Here is a 14,963-nt window from a genome sequence, read left to right as displayed (position 1 = left end):
GCGCTTACTGGCCTGTTCCAATAACGGTCTGACGGCTTCAAATTGTGCTCGCGTAATGTCGCTGGGGTATGTTTTTCGTTTCATCCGTCCAGTATCGGCTATTGGCGAAAGATTTCAAACAGGTTCTTACAGCTTACTTGCCATCCAGGATTCAAGAATTAACTGTGCCGAGACCGCGTCTACGGCGTCCTTGCCCAGGGCCTTGTAGCCGCCGGCTTCAAACAGGCGGGCGCGGGCGTCTGTGGTGGTCAGGCGCTCGTCCTGCAGCTCCACCGGCAGACCAAAGCGGCCGTGCAGCCGGTTGGCAAACTTGCGGGCGCGACGGCTGATGTCCTGCTCGGTGCCGTCCATATTCAGCGGCAGGCCCACCACCAGCAGGGCCGGCTGCCACTCCTTGAGCAGCTTTTCAATCTGCTCCCAGTTGGGCACGCCGTCGTTGGCCTTCAGTGCCAGCAAGGGGCGGGCGCTGGCGGTGAGCTCCTGGCCCACCGCCACGCCGATGCTTTTCAGGCCATAGTCAAAGCCCAGCAGAGTACGGCTCATGCGTGACCTACCTGGGATGAAAGCTGACGGGAGTCGATGCCGAGGCGGGCAATGGCCTGGTGCCAGCGCTGACCGAGGGGAGTATCGAAAATCAGGCTGCTGTCGGCGGGCACCGTCAGCCAGCTGTTTTCCACCAGCTCCTGCTCCAGCTGACCCGGTGTCCAGCCGGCATAGCCCAGCGTCACCAGAAATTTTTCCGGCGCCTGACTGGTACCCAGAGTTTCCAGCACATCCCGGGAGGTGGTGACCATGAGATCATCGGCAAGCAGCCGGCTGGAGCCAAAGCCTTCAACCGGAGTGTGCAGCACAAAGCCCCGGTCGGCAGAGACCGGGCCACCCTGCAGCACCGGACTGTCCAGCCCGGGCACGTCATCGGGCTCCAGCTCCAGCTGGTGCAGCAGTTCGTGCAATTGCATATCGACCGGAATGTTGATCACCAGCCCCATGGCGCCTTCCTCATTGTGCTCGCAGATATAGGTCACGGAGCCGGCAAAGAAGGGATCCTTGAGGTTGGGCATGGCGATCAGAAAGTGATGTTCCAGTGAATCCATGTTGTCTCGTTATCGCTGTATTCGCCCGGCGGCATGCCACCGGGGATGAGTGTTACTGTCAGGATAGCCGCTTTTCAATGGCGTCCATCAGCATACCGGTAATGTTGACCGGAAAGGCGGCTTCTATCTCGCGCACGCAGGTGGGGCTGGTGACGTTCACCTCGGTGAGCTTGTCGCCGATGATGTCGAGACCCACAAAGATAAGTCCCTTGCTTTTGAGTACCGGGCCCAGGGCCTCGGCAATGCGGCGATCGCTGTCGCTCAGGGGGCGGGCCTCGCCCCGGCCGCCGGCGGCCAGGTTGCCCCGGGTTTCGCCCCCCTGGGGAATGCGCGCCAGGCAGTAGGGCACTGGCTCGCCGTCCACCACCAGCACCCGCTTGTCGCCGTCCTTGATGGCGGGCAGATAGGTCTGCACCATGCAGTAACGGCTGCCATGCTCGGTGAGGGTTTCGATGATCACGCCCAGATTGGGATCGTCTTCCTTCACCCGAAAGATGGAGGCGCCGCCCATGCCGTCCAGGGGCTTGAGAATAATGTCCTTGTGCTCGGCGTGAAAGGCGCGAATGTCGGCGGCCTTGCGGGTCACCAGGGTGCTGGGAGTGTGCTCGGCAAACCAGGCGGTGTAGAGCTTTTCGTTGGCGTCGCGCAGGCTTTGGGGCTTGTTGACGATAAGGGTGCCTTCACCCTCGGCCCGCTCCAGCAGATAGGTGGCGTAGATAAACTCGGTATCAAAGGGCGGATCCTTGCGCATCAGGATCACGTCCAGGTTGTGCAGGGGCTGGAGCTCAGGCTCGGCCAGGGTATACCACTGGCTGGCGTCTTCCTTTACCGACAGCCGGGCCATGCTGCCATAGGCTTCACCATCGCGCAGGCTGAGATCGCTCATTTCCATGTACCAGAGCTCATAGCCCCGGCGCTGGGCTTCCAGCAGCATGGCGAAGCTGGTGTCTTTCTTGATGTTGATGGACTGAATGGGGTCCATCACGATTCCCAGTTTGATGGTCATGCGAGATCTCCAAATCGGCATTGCAGGGCGGTAATGGCGGTGAGCGCCGCGGTTTCGGTGCGCAGCACGCGCGGTCCGAGCAGTATATCAATAAAGTGGTGCGATTGAGCGGCGGCAATTTCCTCATCCGACAGCCCCCCTTCGGGGCCGATCAGCAGGCGCACGCCGTGCTCGGGGGCGGGCAGGGTGTTGACGCTGTATTCGGCCCGGGGGTGCAGGTTGAGCCTGAGCTCATTGGTGTCTTCCGCCAGCCACTGCTCCAGGGCCATGGCCGGGCGGATCTCGGGAATGCGGTTGCGACCGCACTGCTCGCAGGCGGCGATGGCGATTTTCTGCCACTGTTGCAGTTTCTTTTCCAGGCGTTCGCCGGAGAGTTTGACGCCACAGCGGCTGGAAAACAGCGGCGTGATCACGTTCACCCCGAGCTCCACCGACTTCTGAATGGTGAACTCCATCTTTTCGCCCCGGCTCACCACCTGGCCCAGGTGAAAGTGCAGGGGGGACTCCACCTCACCGGCGCTGAACTCTCCCACGCGCACCCGCACGCTTTTCTTGCCGGCCTCAATGATCTCGGCGGCGTACTGGCCACCTTCGCCGTTAAACAGCACCAGATGCTGGCCGGCCTGCATGCGCAGCACCCGGCCCACATGGTTGGCGCCGTCTTCCGACAGGGTCAGCTCCTGGCCGCTGGCAAGCTCGCTCGGCTCATGGATTCGGGGTATACGCATAATTTTTGCACTGCTCCTGAACAAAGGGGTTGTGGTTGCCCTGAATACGGCCGATACGCTTGTCCCGCTCGCACTCCCAGGGACTGGCCGGATATTGCCGGTTCCAGGCCTCAAACAGTTTCTGCTGCTGGCGGGCAATCTTCAGCCGGTATTGCTGCTGCATATACAGATAGGTGCGGGCAATGGCGCCCCGGGTTTCCACGGGAGGTTGCACCTTGCGCCCCTTGAAGTCCACCAGCATCTGGCAGCGGCCATATTGTACCGGCTTGCCGTTCCATTCCGAAAAACGATAGTTGGAGCGATCGCCGTTGACCTCGCCCACCGCCGGCACCAGGTTGTGCAGGTCGCCTTCCATTTGCCGGAACAGCTCGTCCTTGCGGGTGCAGTTTTTGCGCCCGCCCTGCTGCCAGCACTGGCGCTGGTGGCCGAATTCCCAGGCGGGCACCACATGCTCCCACTCGATGCGGCTGGCCCGCCGCTCCTGCTTGCGTACCCGGTAGCCACAGCTGGCCAGATCCGGCACCAGCTTCTTGCCCTGGGCCTGAATGTTGCAGTTGCAGTAAAAACTCACCGGATTGTCACGATAAATGCCCGGTGCCACCTTTTTGGCCTGGCGAAACGACATGGCTTCGCCATGGGCCAGCGAGGAGCACAGGCTCAGGATCAGAAGAAAATAGCGCACGACTCATTGTTATGTTGGTATTTGTGCGCGCAAGCTTACCACCGGCGGCGGGGCGGGGAAAAGGGGGGAGGATACCGGGCCGGCGCCCGGTATGACTTTTATGATTAAACCAGTTTGAGCATGGCTTCGGCAGAAGAGACGTCCAGCTTGCCGGGCTGTTCCACACACACCTGAGTGACCACGCCGTTGTCCACCACCAAGGCGAAGCGCTGGGCGCGCAGGCCGCCAAAGGCGCCGGTGTCCTTGGCCAGACCCAGGGCCTGAGTAAAGCTGCCATCGCCGTCGGCGAGCATGGTAATGGCGCCGGCGTTCTGGCTCTGCTGCCAGGCGTGCATCACAAAGGCGTCGTTGACCGACAGGCAAAACAGCGCCACGCCTCTGGTCTGAAATTCGTCTTCCAGTGCGACAAAGCCCGGCAGATGGGCCTGGGAACAGGTGGGGGTAAAGGCTCCGGGCACGGCGAAGATCACCGCCTTTTTGTGGCCGAACAGGACCTGAGTGTCGGCGCTGGCCTTGCCGCTTTCGGTAATAAAGGTGAAGTCGTGCTGGGGCAGGGTGTCACCGGGTTTGATCATGGGGTTTTCCTTTTTCCGGACGGTTTGACGGGCATCAGTGGCTGACCGCAGTGCAGGCACTGATAGCGCTTCTTACCACGCCGCACGCTGTTGTGCCGGCGCAGGCTCAGTTTATGAATACGGCAACCGCAATCATAGCGAAAAACCGGGGCCACTTTCTCGGTATTGAGCCGGTGCCGGGTGCGGGGCTCAAGGCCAAATACGTCCACCATGATGGCCTGCCATTCCCGGCCGTGGGGTTTTACCTTGCCGTGCAGGGCAAAGGCCACCAGATGGGCCACCTCGTGAGGCACGATTTCGGTCAGAAAGTTCTGTGGATTGTCGGCCAGCAGTACCGGGTTAAAGCGCAGCTCCCACTGTTCCAGCCAGGCAGAGCCGGCAATACGTCCGCGCTGGTTAAAACGCACCAAAGGCGGATCAAACGGCCGGCCGGTGTAGCGTTCGGCCAGGGCCAGGCACTCGGTGACCCGGTTCTGTATTTGCTGAAAAAGGGAATCGTCGAGTTTCATGATCGTAAAGCTGTAAGCCATAAGCTGTCAGCTGTAAGTAGCTGCCACTTTAGTCGGCAGAGCCTGTTTCTCGCTCCCACGCTCCGGCGTGGGAGTGTGTATCGTACTGGCAGCCACGCCGGTGTATGGCTGGGCTGCTGTCTGCATTCCCACCCAGAGCGTGGGAACGCGCAGGCATTAGCGCCGCAGGCGCTCCAGAGATGGTTCTCGCTACCACGTAATAAAAAGGGGAAGCGTTTGCTCCCCCTTGATGCTTACTTCAGGCCGGCGGCGTCGCGCAGCAGGGCGGCCTTGTCGGTGGCTTCCCAGGGGAACTCGTCCCGGCCGAAGTGGCCGTAGGCGGCGGTGGCCTGGTAGATGGGACGGTTCAGATCCAGCATCTGGATCAGGCCATAGGGGCGCAGGTCGAAGTGCTCGCGCACCAGGGCGTCGATCAGTTCTTCGGATACCTTGCCGGTGCCAAAGGTTTCCACGCTGATGGAGGTGGGCTCGGCCACGCCGATGGCGTAGGACACCTGAATTTCGCAGCGGTCGGCCAGACCGGCAGCAACGATGTTCTTGGCCACATAGCGGGCGGCGTAGGCGGCGGAGCGGTCCACCTTGGACGGATCCTTGCCGGAGAAGGCGCCGCCACCGTGACGGGCCATGCCGCCGTAGGTGTCCACGATGATCTTGCGGCCGGTCAGACCACAGTCACCCATGGGGCCGCCGATAATGAACTGGCCGGTGGGGTTGATATGGTACTTGGTGTCCTTGCTCAGCCATTCGGCGGGCAGCACCGGCTTGATGATCAGCTCCATTACCGCTTCGCGCAGGGTGGCCTGGTCGATGTCGGGGCTGTGCTGGGTAGACAGCACCACAGTGTCGATGCCCACGGGCTTGCCGTCGTCATAAACGAAGGTCACCTGGGACTTGGCGTCCGGGCGCAGCCAGGGCAGCTCCTTGGCCTTGCGCACATGGGCCTGGCGCTTCACCAGACGGTGGGAGTAGGTCACCGGAGCGGGCATCAGCACGTCGGTTTCGTTGGAAGCGTAACCAAACATCAGGCCCTGGTCGCCGGCGCCCTGAGCGTAGGGGTCTTCGTCTTCCCGGTCCACGCCCATGGCGATATCGGGCGACTGCTTGCCGATGGCGTTCAGTACGGCGCAGCTGTCACCGTCAAAGCCCATGTCGGAGCTGGTGTAGCCGATTTCACGCACGGTGCGGCGGGCCAGCTCTTCGATATCAACCCAGGCGCTGGTGGAAATTTCGCCACCGACGATGACCATGCCGGTCTTGACGTAGGTTTCGCAGGCCACGCGGGCCTTGGGGTCCTGCTTGATAATGGCGTCGAGGACCGCATCGGAGATCTGGTCGGCAATCTTGTCGGGATGACCTTCGGACACGGACTCGGAGGTAAACAGTCTGGCCATGTTACTTCACTTCCTGAAAATGTAATGAATTTGGCGTTGTCAGTGACCGCCACGATAGCGGTATTAACATCTGGACGGCTATTCTAGAGAGGCGAGGGCGGGATTGCCAGTAAAATGTGTGACCGGTGCGGCGAAGGGGTTTCATGGCGGGGGAGAATAATTTGCGCCTCCCGGCCGTCTTTGGGACAATAACCGCCGTTTTGTTCACCCTTCTTTTTAAAAGATTTTCTCAGGAGATGTCGATGCCTTCTCGTCAAGTGCTGGCCAATGCCGTGCGCGCGCTCAGTATGGATGCGGTACAGAAAGCCAATTCCGGTCACCCCGGAGCCCCCATGGGCATGGCGGATATCGCCGAGGTGTTGTGGCGTGATTACCTGCAGCACAACCCCGCCAACCCGGATTGGGCCGACCGCGACCGCTTTATTCTGTCCAACGGCCACGGCTCCATGCTGCTGTACTCCCTGCTGCACCTGACCGGTTACGAGCTGTCCATCGACGATCTCAAGCAGTTCCGTCAGCTGCACTCCAAGACCCCCGGCCACCCGGAATACGGTTACGCCCCGGGCGTGGAAACCACCACAGGTCCGCTCGGTCAGGGCATTACCAATGCCGTGGGCATGGCCATTGCCGAAAAGGCGCTGGCGGCCCAGTTCAACAAGCCCGGCCACGACGTGGTGGATCACTACACCTATACCTTCCTGGGTGACGGCTGCTTGATGGAAGGCATCTCCCATGAAGCCTGCTCCCTGGCCGGCACCCTGGGCCTGGGCAAGCTGATTGCCTTCTGGGATGACAACGGCATCTCCATCGACGGTGAAGTGGACGGCTGGTTCAGCGACGACACCCCCAAACGTTTTGAAGCCTATGGCTGGCATGTTATTCCCGCGGTGGACGGTCACGACAGCGCCGCCGTGGCCGCCGCCATCGAGGCCGCCCGTGCCGAGACCGGCCGTCCGACCCTGATCTGCTGCAAGACCGTGATCGGTTTTGGCTCCCCCAACAAGGGCGGCAGCCACGACTGCCACGGCGCCCCCCTGGGCGAGGCCGAAATCGCCGCCACCCGCGAGCAGCTGGGCTGGAATCACGCGCCTTTTGAAATCCCTGCCGAGGTTTACGGCGAGTGGGATGCCAAAGTGAAAGGTGCCGAGCTGGAAGCCGGCTGGAACGCAAAATTCGAGGCCTACGCCGCCGAGTTCCCGGAACTGGCCGCCGAGCTCAAGCGCCGCCTGAACGGCGAGCTGCCCGCCGACTGGGAACAGCAAAGCGCCGACTTTATCAAGGGTCTGCAGGCCGCCCCGGCCAAGATTGCCACCCGTAAAGCCTCCCAGAACGCGCTGGATGCTTTTGGCGCCGTTCTGCCCGAGCTGCTGGGCGGCAGTGCCGATCTGGCCCCTTCCAACCTGACCATGCACAAGGGTTCCAAGGCCATCAGCGCCGACGATGCCTCCGGCAACTACCTGCACTACGGTGTGCGTGAGTTCGGCATGAGCGCCATCATGAACGGCATCGCCCTGCACGGTGGTTTCGTGCCCTACGGCGGCACCTTCCTGATGTTTGTGGAATATGCCCGCAACGCCGTGCGCATGGCCGCCCTGATGAAGCAGCGCTCCATCTTTGTTTACACCCACGACTCCATTGGTCTGGGTGAAGACGGCCCCACCCACCAGCCGGTGGAGCAAATCGCCTCTCTGCGCCTGACCCCCAACATGAGCACCTGGCGCCCCTGTGATCAGGTGGAGTCCGCCGTGGCCTGGAAACACGCCATCGAGCGTAAGGACGGCCCCACTTCCCTGATCTTCTCCCGCCAGGGCCTGGGCCAGATGGAGCGTACCGAGGCCCAGCTGGCCGACGTGGCCAAGGGTGGCTATGTGCTGCGCGACTGCGCCGGCACCCCGGAGCTTATTCTGATCGCCACCGGCTCCGAAGTGGAGCTGGCCATGGCCGCCGCCGAGCAGCTGACCGCCAGGGGCCGCGCCGTGCGCGTGGTGTCCATGCCGTCCACCGATGTGTTTGACGCACAAAGTGCCGAATACCGTGAAAGCGTGCTGCCCGCCGCTGTGACCAAGCGTCTGGCGGTAGAAGCCGGCATTCGCGACTTCTGGTTCAAGTATGTGGGCTTTGGTGGCGACATCATCGGCATGAGCAGCTTTGGTGAGTCGGCGCCTGCCGGTGATCTGTTCAAGCTGTTCGGCTTTACCACCGAGAACGTGGTGGAGAAGGCCGAGGCCCTGCTGGCCTGAGCCTGAGCGCTTAATCAATGAAAAAACCGGCTCTTGAGCCGGTTTTTTTATGTCTGTGATTTGGAGCGCTGCGGGGCAGGGACATGGCAAGGGCGATCATGATCACACTTTTTTAACCATCAAAAATTCATCCAATCAATAAAAATCTATATTTTTCAGCTGGTTGTGAATATTCCTGAACTCGGGGACGGTTTTTTATTCGCCACTGGCATTGCTCATCTTGTTAATGGAATGTATATATAATTATGAATTCATAATGACGCAGGCGGCGTCATAACCAAGGAGAAGGTAATGGGAAACAATGTACACTCTTTTCGTGGCTTCTTTAAAAAGAGTTTGTTAACGATTTCGCTGGGCGCCACCCTGGCCACCGCCTCGGTGCATGCCGACACCCTGAGGGTGGCCGGCAACTTCGCCGTGGATCATTCCAGTACCCTGGCCATGGAGGTCTTCAAGAAGGAAGTGGAAGCGGCCACCGACGGCGATATTAACGTGAACCTGTTTCCGGCCATGCAACTGGGCGGCGCCTCGGAAAACGTCGATCAGGTGCGCTCCGGTGTGCTCAGCATGACCTGGATCGGTGTGTCCTTCCTGTCACGCACCGTGCCCGAGCTGGAAGCGGTGAGCCTGCCTTTTGTGCTCAAGGACAGGGAAACCGCCTTCCGTGTTATCGATGGCAAGGTCGGGGATCTGCTCAATGAAAAACTGGCGGAAAAAGGCTTTGTCGCCCTCGGCTTTATGGAGCTGGGTGCGCGCCATATCACCAACAGCGTGCGGCCTATCGAGTCCATCGAGGACTTCGAGGGCCTGAAGATCCGTCTGCAGCCGAATGAAACCCACCTGAACAGCTTCCGCGCTCTGGGTGCCAGCCCGGTGTCCATGGGCATCAACGAGGTGTACTCGGCCCTGCAGCAGAAGGTGATCGACGGCCAGGAAAACCCCTTCAGCATCATTCGCAAGAACAATTTCGGCGAAGTGCAGCAGTATCTGACCGATACCAACCATTTCTTCGACTTTATCGTGGTGGTGGCCAACAAGAAAAAGTTCGATCGCATGTCTGACGAAGAGCAGCAGGTGCTGCGCGAGTCCATGGCCAAGGCCGTTGCCTGGCAGCGGGACAAGGCGGCCGAAGAAGATCTCGAATCCCGGAATGAGTTGATTGCCGCCGGCATGAAGTTCAATGCCGTTACGCCCGAGCTGCATCAGCAAATGCAGCAGAAAACCGCCGGTATTGTCGATGATCTGAAAGAGCGTCTCGGTGCCGAGCTGATTGACGCAGTACTGGAAGGAGCCAAGTCATGAAAGCCGGTTCTTCCGAGCAGCCGCAAATGCTGAACGGAGCCGGGCCTTTGCCTTCACTGGCGGACATTGTCCGCCGGTACCTGCTGAGGGTGGACAAGGCCTCCATGGCCCTGATCCAGGTGACCATGGCGGTGATGGTGTTGCTGGTATCGTCCCAGGTGTTCAGCCGTTATCTGTTGTCGGAGTCCATTGACTGGGCCGATGAAGGATCACGACTGGCCTTTGTCTGGGCCATCTTTCTGGCCATTCCCCACGGGCTCAAGCAAGGGGTGCATGTGGGCATCGATGTGCTGACCAGCAAGCTGCCGGCCCGTCTGCAGGAACAACTGGCCCGGCTGATGCTGCTGATAAGCGGCGTGCTGATGGTGGTGGTCAGCTATCAGGCGGTGATCGTTTCCATCGACACCTGGGGAGAGCTGATGCCGACCCTGCCGGTGACCGCTTCCGTATTCTATTTCCCGGTGATGCTGAGCTGCGGCCATGCCTTGCTGCATCTGCTGTTTATGGCCTGGCAAGGTACAGATACCTGGCGTGAGCCGGATAACGAGGAGGAAGTCTCATGACCACACTGGCCATTATTCTGTTCCTGGTGCTGGCCCTGCTGGGCATGCCCCTGGCCTTTTCACTGGGGCTGGCGGCCCTTGGTGGCCTGGCCTGGAGCGGCATTGAGCTGTCGGTGCTGCCCCAGCGCATGATGCACGCGGTCAACTCCTTTCCGCTGATGGCGATTCCGCTGTTTATGCTGGCGGGCGAGCTGATGGTGGGTGGCCAGGTGATGCAGCGCACCATCGACTTTGCCAACGCCTTTGTGGGTCGGGTCAAGGGCGGGCTGGCCCATGTCACCCTGCTGTCCGGTCTGGGGCTGGCGTCGGTCACCGGTGCCGCCGTGGCGGGGGCCAGTGCCCTGGGCACCACCATGATGCCGTCGATGAAAAAGCACTACGATGCGGGCTTCGGCTCGGCAGTGGTGGCCTCGGCTTCAAACCTGGGTCCCATCATTCCCCCCAGCGCGGCCATGATCGTCTACGCCCTGATGGCCGGCTCCTCGGTCTCCGTGGGTGGCCTGTTTATGGCCGGCGTGGTTCCGGGTGTGCTGCTGGTGCTGGGCATGATGGCGCTGTCGAGCTGGATTGCGCACCGCAAGGGTTATCCGCCCACGGGTGAACCCTTCAGCCTGAAAAATCTGCTGGTGCAGACCAAACGGGCCGGGGCCATCATGCTGATGCCGGTGATCGTGATCGGCGGCATTGTCGGCGGCGTGTTTACCGCCACCGAAGGCGCAGCCATCGCCGTGGTGTATGCCTTTATCATCGGCAAGTGGGTCACCCGCAAGCTGGAATGGGTCGATCTGCCGGGTTGCATGTTCCGCGCGGCGCTGACCTCGGCGGTGGTGGGTGCGCTGATCGCCTTTGCGACGCCGCTGACCTTCCTGTTCACCATCGATCTTATTCCGATGCGGTTGTCCCAGTTCATTCAGACCCTGACCGAGAACCCCGATGTGTTCCTGGCACTGGTGATGGTGATGCTGCTGGTGGTGGGCATGTTCCTGGAGTCGAACGCGGCCTACATCATGCTGGTGCCCCTGTTCGCGCCCATTGCCCTGGCCTATGGCATAGACCCGCTGTATTTCGGCTTTCTGTTCGTGTTCAACCTGGTGATCGGCATGATGACGCCGCCGGTCGGGGTACTGCTGTTCGTGATGTGCGGCATCGCCAAGATCCCCATGTCTCAATTGTTGCGCTATGTCTGGCCCTTTATTGCCCTGCAATACCTGGTGCTGGCGCTGTGCTGGATTTTCCCGGAAATCGTGACGGCCCTGCCGCACGCCCTGGGCTACTGATAACTGAATGAAACATAATGACAAGCAAGGAGCTTATAATGACTGATCGTACTCTGCTGGGTGTACTGACCCCCTCTTCCAACACCAGCCTGGAGCCGGTGACCGCCGATATTCTGCACGGTGTAGACGGCGTCAGCGCCCACTTCGGCCGCCTCAAGGTAACCGAAATTTCCCTGACCGAGCAGGCCCTGAGCCAGTTCGACAACGAGCCTTTCCTGCAGGCATCCCGGCTGCTGGCCGATGCCAGGGTACAGTCCATCACCTGGAGCGGCACTTCCTCGGGCTGGCGCGGCTTTCAGGATGACGAAATCCTGTGCCAGGCCATTACCGAGGAGACCGGTATTCCGGCCACCACTTCTGTGCTGGCGCTGAACGAACTGTTCACGCTTACCGGCGTCAAGCGCTTTGGTCTGGTCACTCCCTATCTGCACGATGTGCAGAGCAAGGTGATCGCCACCTATGCCGGCGCCGGTTTTGAGTGTGTGGCCGAGCGTCACCTCAACGACAAGGGCAACTTCTCCTTCTCCGAGGTGAGCGAGGAAACCCTTGAAGAGATGGTGCGTGCCGTGGCCGCGGAAGGGCAATGTGATGCCATTACCATTTTCTGCACCAACCTGCGCGGCGCCCGGGTGGCGGCACGGCTGGAAAAAGAGCTGAACATTCCCATCTACGACACCGTCTCTACCGGGGTATGGAAGGGCATGCTGCTGGCCGACGCCGATCCGAGCCAGATCAAGGGCTGGGGATCTTTATTTTCGGTCAAGCCGTAATTATATATTATATAATTCATAGGTAAGTGTGGCCTGCCCGGGTGGCAGAGAGTGCCGGGGCAGGCTGCAGGCTATTATTTATTATTCATTATTCGATCGGGATCACCCTTGCCCACCCCGGTCATACCATTTTCTCCGGCCACGGATTAAGGTACGCGATCGATAACATTCAAATAACAGGAGCAGGATATGGCAAGCAGTGTGAATACCCTGGGCCGCAACTCCCTGCGGCGACGCTCGCTGCATGAGGAAGTGGCCGACTGCGTGCGCACCATGATCATCGAGGGCGAGCTGAAGGAAGGGGAGCGCATCAACGAGCCGGCACTGTGCAAGCAGCTGGACATTTCCCGCACGCCCCTGCGCGAAGCCCTCAAGGTACTCAACTCCGAAGGCATTGTCACCATAGAGCCCAACCGGGGCGCCCGGGTGGCGGTGATCACCCCCGAGGAAATTCGTGAACATTTCGAAATTATCTGCTCCCTGGAGCGCCGTGCCGCCGAGCTGGCCGCAGAGCGGGCGACAAAAGCCGAGCTGGCGGAGCTGACCCGGTTGCAGCAGCAACTGGAAGACTACCATCAGGCTCAGGACAAGCAGCAATATTTCGAGGTCAACCAGCATATTCACCGGCTGATTATCGAGCTGGCCGGCAACGAGACCCTGACTCTGCTGCATCACCAGCTGATGAACAAGGTCAGCCGGGGCCGTTACCTGGCCATCGGCTTTCATCACCGCTGGGATGAATCCGTGACCGAGCACCGGGATCTGCTGGAGGCCCTCAAGGCCGGTGACGGCGACAGGGCGGGTCGTATTCTGGCCGAGCATGTGATGCACACCGGTGATCTGCTGGTGCGTGAACTGGAGCAGAAACGGCAAAAAGCCGGCTGATCCTTCCATCCGGGGCCTTGCCTGCCCCCTTGATTTTCCCTTCGTTTCTCCCCTGTTATACCAACCCCATTCAGCAAATTATCCGGATCTGTGGGTCTTTGGATCGCTGCCACTTTCGTCGGCAGGGCCAGTGCAACAGACCGTGAAGGCATGGTGGTCTTCAGGTTTGCGCCAGCTAAAGCGGCGCCTTCGCGTTGCGGCCTATTTGGCGATTTGTAACCAAGAGGCAGCCTCCTTCTGTCTGTGTGCCCTGGTGCCATGCCAGTTTTTCATTTATTTCCCGCTTGTTAATGATTTGTTTTATTTGTGAGATCCCGTTCACATTTCTTCCGTTGACGGTTTGAAAGTGCGCACAGGCAATGATTAATTACGTATACATAATTATGAATGCAATCTAGTGGAACGGAACAACATCAAGGAGTGACCCATGTCCGAGTTTGATCTGGTGATTCGAAATGGCCGCATCGCCACCGCCGCCGACGTAACCGACTGTGATATCGGTATAAAAGATGGCCGCATCGTGGCCATGGGCCTGAATCTGGGACCGGGCCGGGAAGAGCTGGACGCCAGCGGCAAGCTGGTGCTGCCGGGCGGCGTGGATGCTCACTGTCATCTGGATCAGCCCATGCCCGATGGTTTGCGCATGGCCGACGACTTCTACACCGGCACCCGCTCTGCCGCCTGCGGCGGCACCACCACCGTCATGCCCTTTGCGGCTCAGGAAAAGGGCCAGTCCCTGAAGGCGGCGGTGGAGGATTACCATCGGCGCGCCGAAGGCAAGGCGGTGGTGGACTACGCCTTTCACCTGATCGTCAGTGACCCCACCGAAAAAGTGCTCAAGGAAGAGCTGCCGGAGCTGATCCGTCAGGGCTGTACTTCCTTCAAGATTTACATGACCTACGACGATCTCAAGCTCAACGACGGCCAGATCCTCGACGTGCTGGCCCTGGCCCGGGACGAGGGCGCCATGGCCATGATCCACGCCGAAAACGCCGACTGCATCGGCTGGCTGACCAAGCGGCTGATCGACGCCGGCCATACCGCCCCCAAATACCATGCCGCTTCCCGCCCCATGCTGGTGGAGCGGGAAGCCACTCACAGGGCCATCGCCCTGTCCGAGCTGGTGGACGTGCCCATTCTGATTGTGCATGTGTCCGGTGAAGAAGCGGTGGAGCAAATTCGCTGGGCCCGCAGCAAGGGCATCAGCATCTATGCCGAAACCTGCCCCCAGTATCTGTTTCTCACCGCCGAAGATCTGGGCCTGGACGGCTACGAAGGCGCCAAGTGCGTGTGCAGCCCGCCCCCCCGGGACGAGGCCAACCAGCAGGTGATCTGGGATGGCCTGGAAGACGGCCTGTTTACCATCTTCTCTTCCGACCATGCCCCCTTCCGTTACGAAGATCCCCAGGGCAAGAAGCCGAACGGCGAGGAAGTGGACTTCCCCTATATTCCCAACGGCATTCCCGGTCTGGAAACCCGTCTGCCGCTGCTGTTCTCGGAAGGGGTCAACAAGGGCCGCATTACCCTCAACCGTTTTGTGGAGCTGACCGCCACCAACCCGGCCAAGCTCTACGGCCTGTATCCGCAAAAGGGCAGCATCGCCGTGGGCGCCGACGCCGATATCGCCATCTGGGATCCCAAGCGTGAAGTGGTGATTCAGAACGAATTGCTGCACCACGACGTGGATTACACCCCCTATGAGGGCCAGGTGGTCACCGGCTGGCCGGTGCTGACCCTGAGCCGGGGCAAGGTGGTGTGGCGCGACGGCGAGGTGCTGGGCCAGGCCGGCGACGGCCGCTTTCTGCCCTGCGGCAAGCCGGACATGGCAAAACCCAGGGTGCGGCGCTGAGCGTCAGGGAACGATTTCGGGCAGGCCGGTCCAGGAGCGGGCCGGCCGCCCATTAACCGAGCAGTTCAAGG

Annotated in this window: 15 protein-coding genes; 7 read left to right on the top strand and 8 right to left on the bottom strand. The window is 60.5% G+C overall.

Annotated features, from left to right (window positions below):
* Positions 1-126: 126 nt before the first annotated feature.
* From ruvX to metK, 8 genes are all read right to left on the bottom strand, one after another.
* A complete protein-coding gene (gene ruvX, locus DA373_RS13490) occupies positions 127-543 on the bottom strand; it encodes a Holliday junction resolvase RuvX (RefSeq protein ID WP_107852828.1) in 417 nt (138 codons plus the stop codon).
* Positions 540-1,094, bottom strand: a complete 555-nt coding sequence (locus DA373_RS13485) for a YqgE/AlgH family protein (RefSeq protein ID WP_107852827.1) — start codon at positions 1,092-1,094, stop codon at positions 540-542. Before DA373_RS13485 ends, ruvX begins: the two co-directional genes overlap by 4 nt.
* A 58-nt stretch (positions 1,095-1,152) precedes the next feature.
* On the bottom strand, positions 1,153-2,100 hold the full coding sequence (gshB, locus tag DA373_RS13480; RefSeq protein WP_107852826.1) for a glutathione synthase: 948 nt from the start codon (positions 2,098-2,100) through the stop codon (positions 1,153-1,155).
* Complete coding sequence (rsmE, locus tag DA373_RS13475) at positions 2,097-2,828, bottom strand: 16S rRNA (uracil(1498)-N(3))-methyltransferase (RefSeq protein ID WP_107852825.1); 732 nt, start codon at positions 2,826-2,828, stop codon at positions 2,097-2,099. The genes gshB and rsmE overlap by 4 nt, the downstream gene beginning before the upstream one ends.
* Complete coding sequence (locus DA373_RS13470; RefSeq protein ID WP_232821279.1) at positions 2,806-3,453, bottom strand: endonuclease; 648 nt, start codon at positions 3,451-3,453, stop codon at positions 2,806-2,808. The genes rsmE and DA373_RS13470 overlap by 23 nt, the downstream gene beginning before the upstream one ends.
* A gap of 161 nt (positions 3,454-3,614) precedes the next feature.
* Positions 3,615-4,085 (bottom strand): peroxiredoxin, encoded by a 471-nt coding sequence (locus DA373_RS13465; protein WP_107852823.1) that lies wholly within the window; start codon positions 4,083-4,085, stop codon positions 3,615-3,617.
* Positions 4,082-4,594: a SprT family zinc-dependent metalloprotease gene (locus tag DA373_RS13460; protein ID WP_107852831.1), complete on the bottom strand. Its 513-nt coding sequence runs from the start codon at positions 4,592-4,594 to the stop codon at positions 4,082-4,084. The genes DA373_RS13465 and DA373_RS13460 overlap by 4 nt, the downstream gene beginning before the upstream one ends.
* Before the next feature lie 254 nt (positions 4,595-4,848).
* Positions 4,849-6,006, bottom strand: a complete 1,158-nt coding sequence (gene metK, locus DA373_RS13455) for a methionine adenosyltransferase (RefSeq protein ID WP_107852822.1) — start codon at positions 6,004-6,006, stop codon at positions 4,849-4,851.
* A gap of 242 nt (positions 6,007-6,248) precedes the next feature.
* Here metK and tkt point away from each other — a divergent pair, with 242 nt between their 5' ends.
* The 7 genes from tkt to hydA all read left to right on the top strand — a co-directional run bounded on the left by tkt (position 6,249) and on the right by hydA (position 14,892).
* Complete coding sequence (gene tkt / locus DA373_RS13450; protein WP_107852821.1) at positions 6,249-8,246, top strand: transketolase; 1,998 nt, start codon at positions 6,249-6,251, stop codon at positions 8,244-8,246.
* Between the two features lie 291 nt (positions 8,247-8,537).
* Positions 8,538-9,548 (top strand): TRAP transporter substrate-binding protein, encoded by a 1,011-nt coding sequence (locus tag DA373_RS13445; protein WP_107852820.1) that lies wholly within the window; start codon positions 8,538-8,540, stop codon positions 9,546-9,548.
* A complete protein-coding gene (locus DA373_RS13440) occupies positions 9,545-10,111 on the top strand; it encodes a TRAP transporter small permease (RefSeq protein WP_107852819.1) in 567 nt (188 codons plus the stop codon). The genes DA373_RS13445 and DA373_RS13440 overlap by 4 nt, the downstream gene beginning before the upstream one ends.
* Positions 10,108-11,388, top strand: coding sequence for a TRAP transporter large permease (locus tag DA373_RS13435; RefSeq protein WP_107852818.1), 1,281 nt, complete (start codon positions 10,108-10,110; stop codon positions 11,386-11,388). The genes DA373_RS13440 and DA373_RS13435 overlap by 4 nt, the downstream gene beginning before the upstream one ends.
* A gap of 38 nt (positions 11,389-11,426) precedes the next feature.
* Positions 11,427-12,158 carry a maleate cis-trans isomerase family protein gene (locus DA373_RS13430; protein ID WP_107852817.1) on the top strand — a complete coding sequence of 244 codons (732 nt, stop codon included), beginning with the start codon at positions 11,427-11,429 and terminating at the stop codon, positions 12,156-12,158.
* A 189-nt stretch (positions 12,159-12,347) separates the two neighbouring features.
* Positions 12,348-13,043: a GntR family transcriptional regulator gene (locus DA373_RS13425; RefSeq protein ID WP_107852816.1), complete on the top strand. Its 696-nt coding sequence runs from the start codon at positions 12,348-12,350 to the stop codon at positions 13,041-13,043.
* A 427-nt stretch (positions 13,044-13,470) separates the two neighbouring features.
* Positions 13,471-14,892 (top strand): dihydropyrimidinase, encoded by a 1,422-nt coding sequence (gene hydA / locus DA373_RS13420; RefSeq protein ID WP_107852815.1) that lies wholly within the window; start codon positions 13,471-13,473, stop codon positions 14,890-14,892.
* The last annotated feature ends 71 nt before the right edge of the window (positions 14,893-14,963 follow it).

The organism is Oceanimonas marisflavi, from assembly GCF_003049725.1.
Lineage (GTDB): Bacteria > Pseudomonadota > Gammaproteobacteria > Enterobacterales > Aeromonadaceae > Oceanimonas > Oceanimonas marisflavi.
This window is presented reverse-complemented; position numbering and strand designations above follow the sequence as displayed.

Excerpts from the sequence above, each read along its gene's own strand:
- ruvX (WP_107852828.1), bottom strand. The coding sequence starts at position 543 with ATGAGCCGTACTCTGCTGGGCTTTGACTATGGCCTGAAAAGCATCGGC.
- DA373_RS13485 (WP_107852827.1), bottom strand. The coding sequence starts at position 1,094 with ATGGATTCACTGGAACATCACTTTCTGATCGCCATGCCCAACCTCAAG.
- gshB (WP_107852826.1), bottom strand. The coding sequence starts at position 2,100 with ATGACCATCAAACTGGGAATCGTGATGGACCCCATTCAGTCCATCAAC.
- rsmE (WP_107852825.1), bottom strand. The coding sequence starts at position 2,828 with ATGCGTATACCCCGAATCCATGAGCCGAGCGAGCTTGCCAGCGGCCAG.
- DA373_RS13470 (WP_232821279.1), bottom strand. The coding sequence starts at position 3,453 with ATGTCGTTTCGCCAGGCCAAAAAGGTGGCACCGGGCATTTATCGTGAC.
- DA373_RS13465 (WP_107852823.1), bottom strand. The coding sequence starts at position 4,085 with ATGATCAAACCCGGTGACACCCTGCCCCAGCACGACTTCACCTTTATT.
- DA373_RS13460 (WP_107852831.1), bottom strand. The coding sequence starts at position 4,594 with ATGAAACTCGACGATTCCCTTTTTCAGCAAATACAGAACCGGGTCACC.
- metK (WP_107852822.1), bottom strand. The coding sequence starts at position 6,006 with ATGGCCAGACTGTTTACCTCCGAGTCCGTGTCCGAAGGTCATCCCGAC.
- tkt (WP_107852821.1), top strand. The coding sequence starts at position 6,249 with ATGCCTTCTCGTCAAGTGCTGGCCAATGCCGTGCGCGCGCTCAGTATG.
- DA373_RS13445 (WP_107852820.1), top strand. The coding sequence starts at position 8,538 with ATGGGAAACAATGTACACTCTTTTCGTGGCTTCTTTAAAAAGAGTTTG.
- DA373_RS13440 (WP_107852819.1), top strand. The coding sequence starts at position 9,545 with ATGAAAGCCGGTTCTTCCGAGCAGCCGCAAATGCTGAACGGAGCCGGG.
- DA373_RS13435 (WP_107852818.1), top strand. The coding sequence starts at position 10,108 with ATGACCACACTGGCCATTATTCTGTTCCTGGTGCTGGCCCTGCTGGGC.
- DA373_RS13430 (WP_107852817.1), top strand. The coding sequence starts at position 11,427 with ATGACTGATCGTACTCTGCTGGGTGTACTGACCCCCTCTTCCAACACC.
- DA373_RS13425 (WP_107852816.1), top strand. The coding sequence starts at position 12,348 with ATGGCAAGCAGTGTGAATACCCTGGGCCGCAACTCCCTGCGGCGACGC.
- hydA (WP_107852815.1), top strand. The coding sequence starts at position 13,471 with ATGTCCGAGTTTGATCTGGTGATTCGAAATGGCCGCATCGCCACCGCC.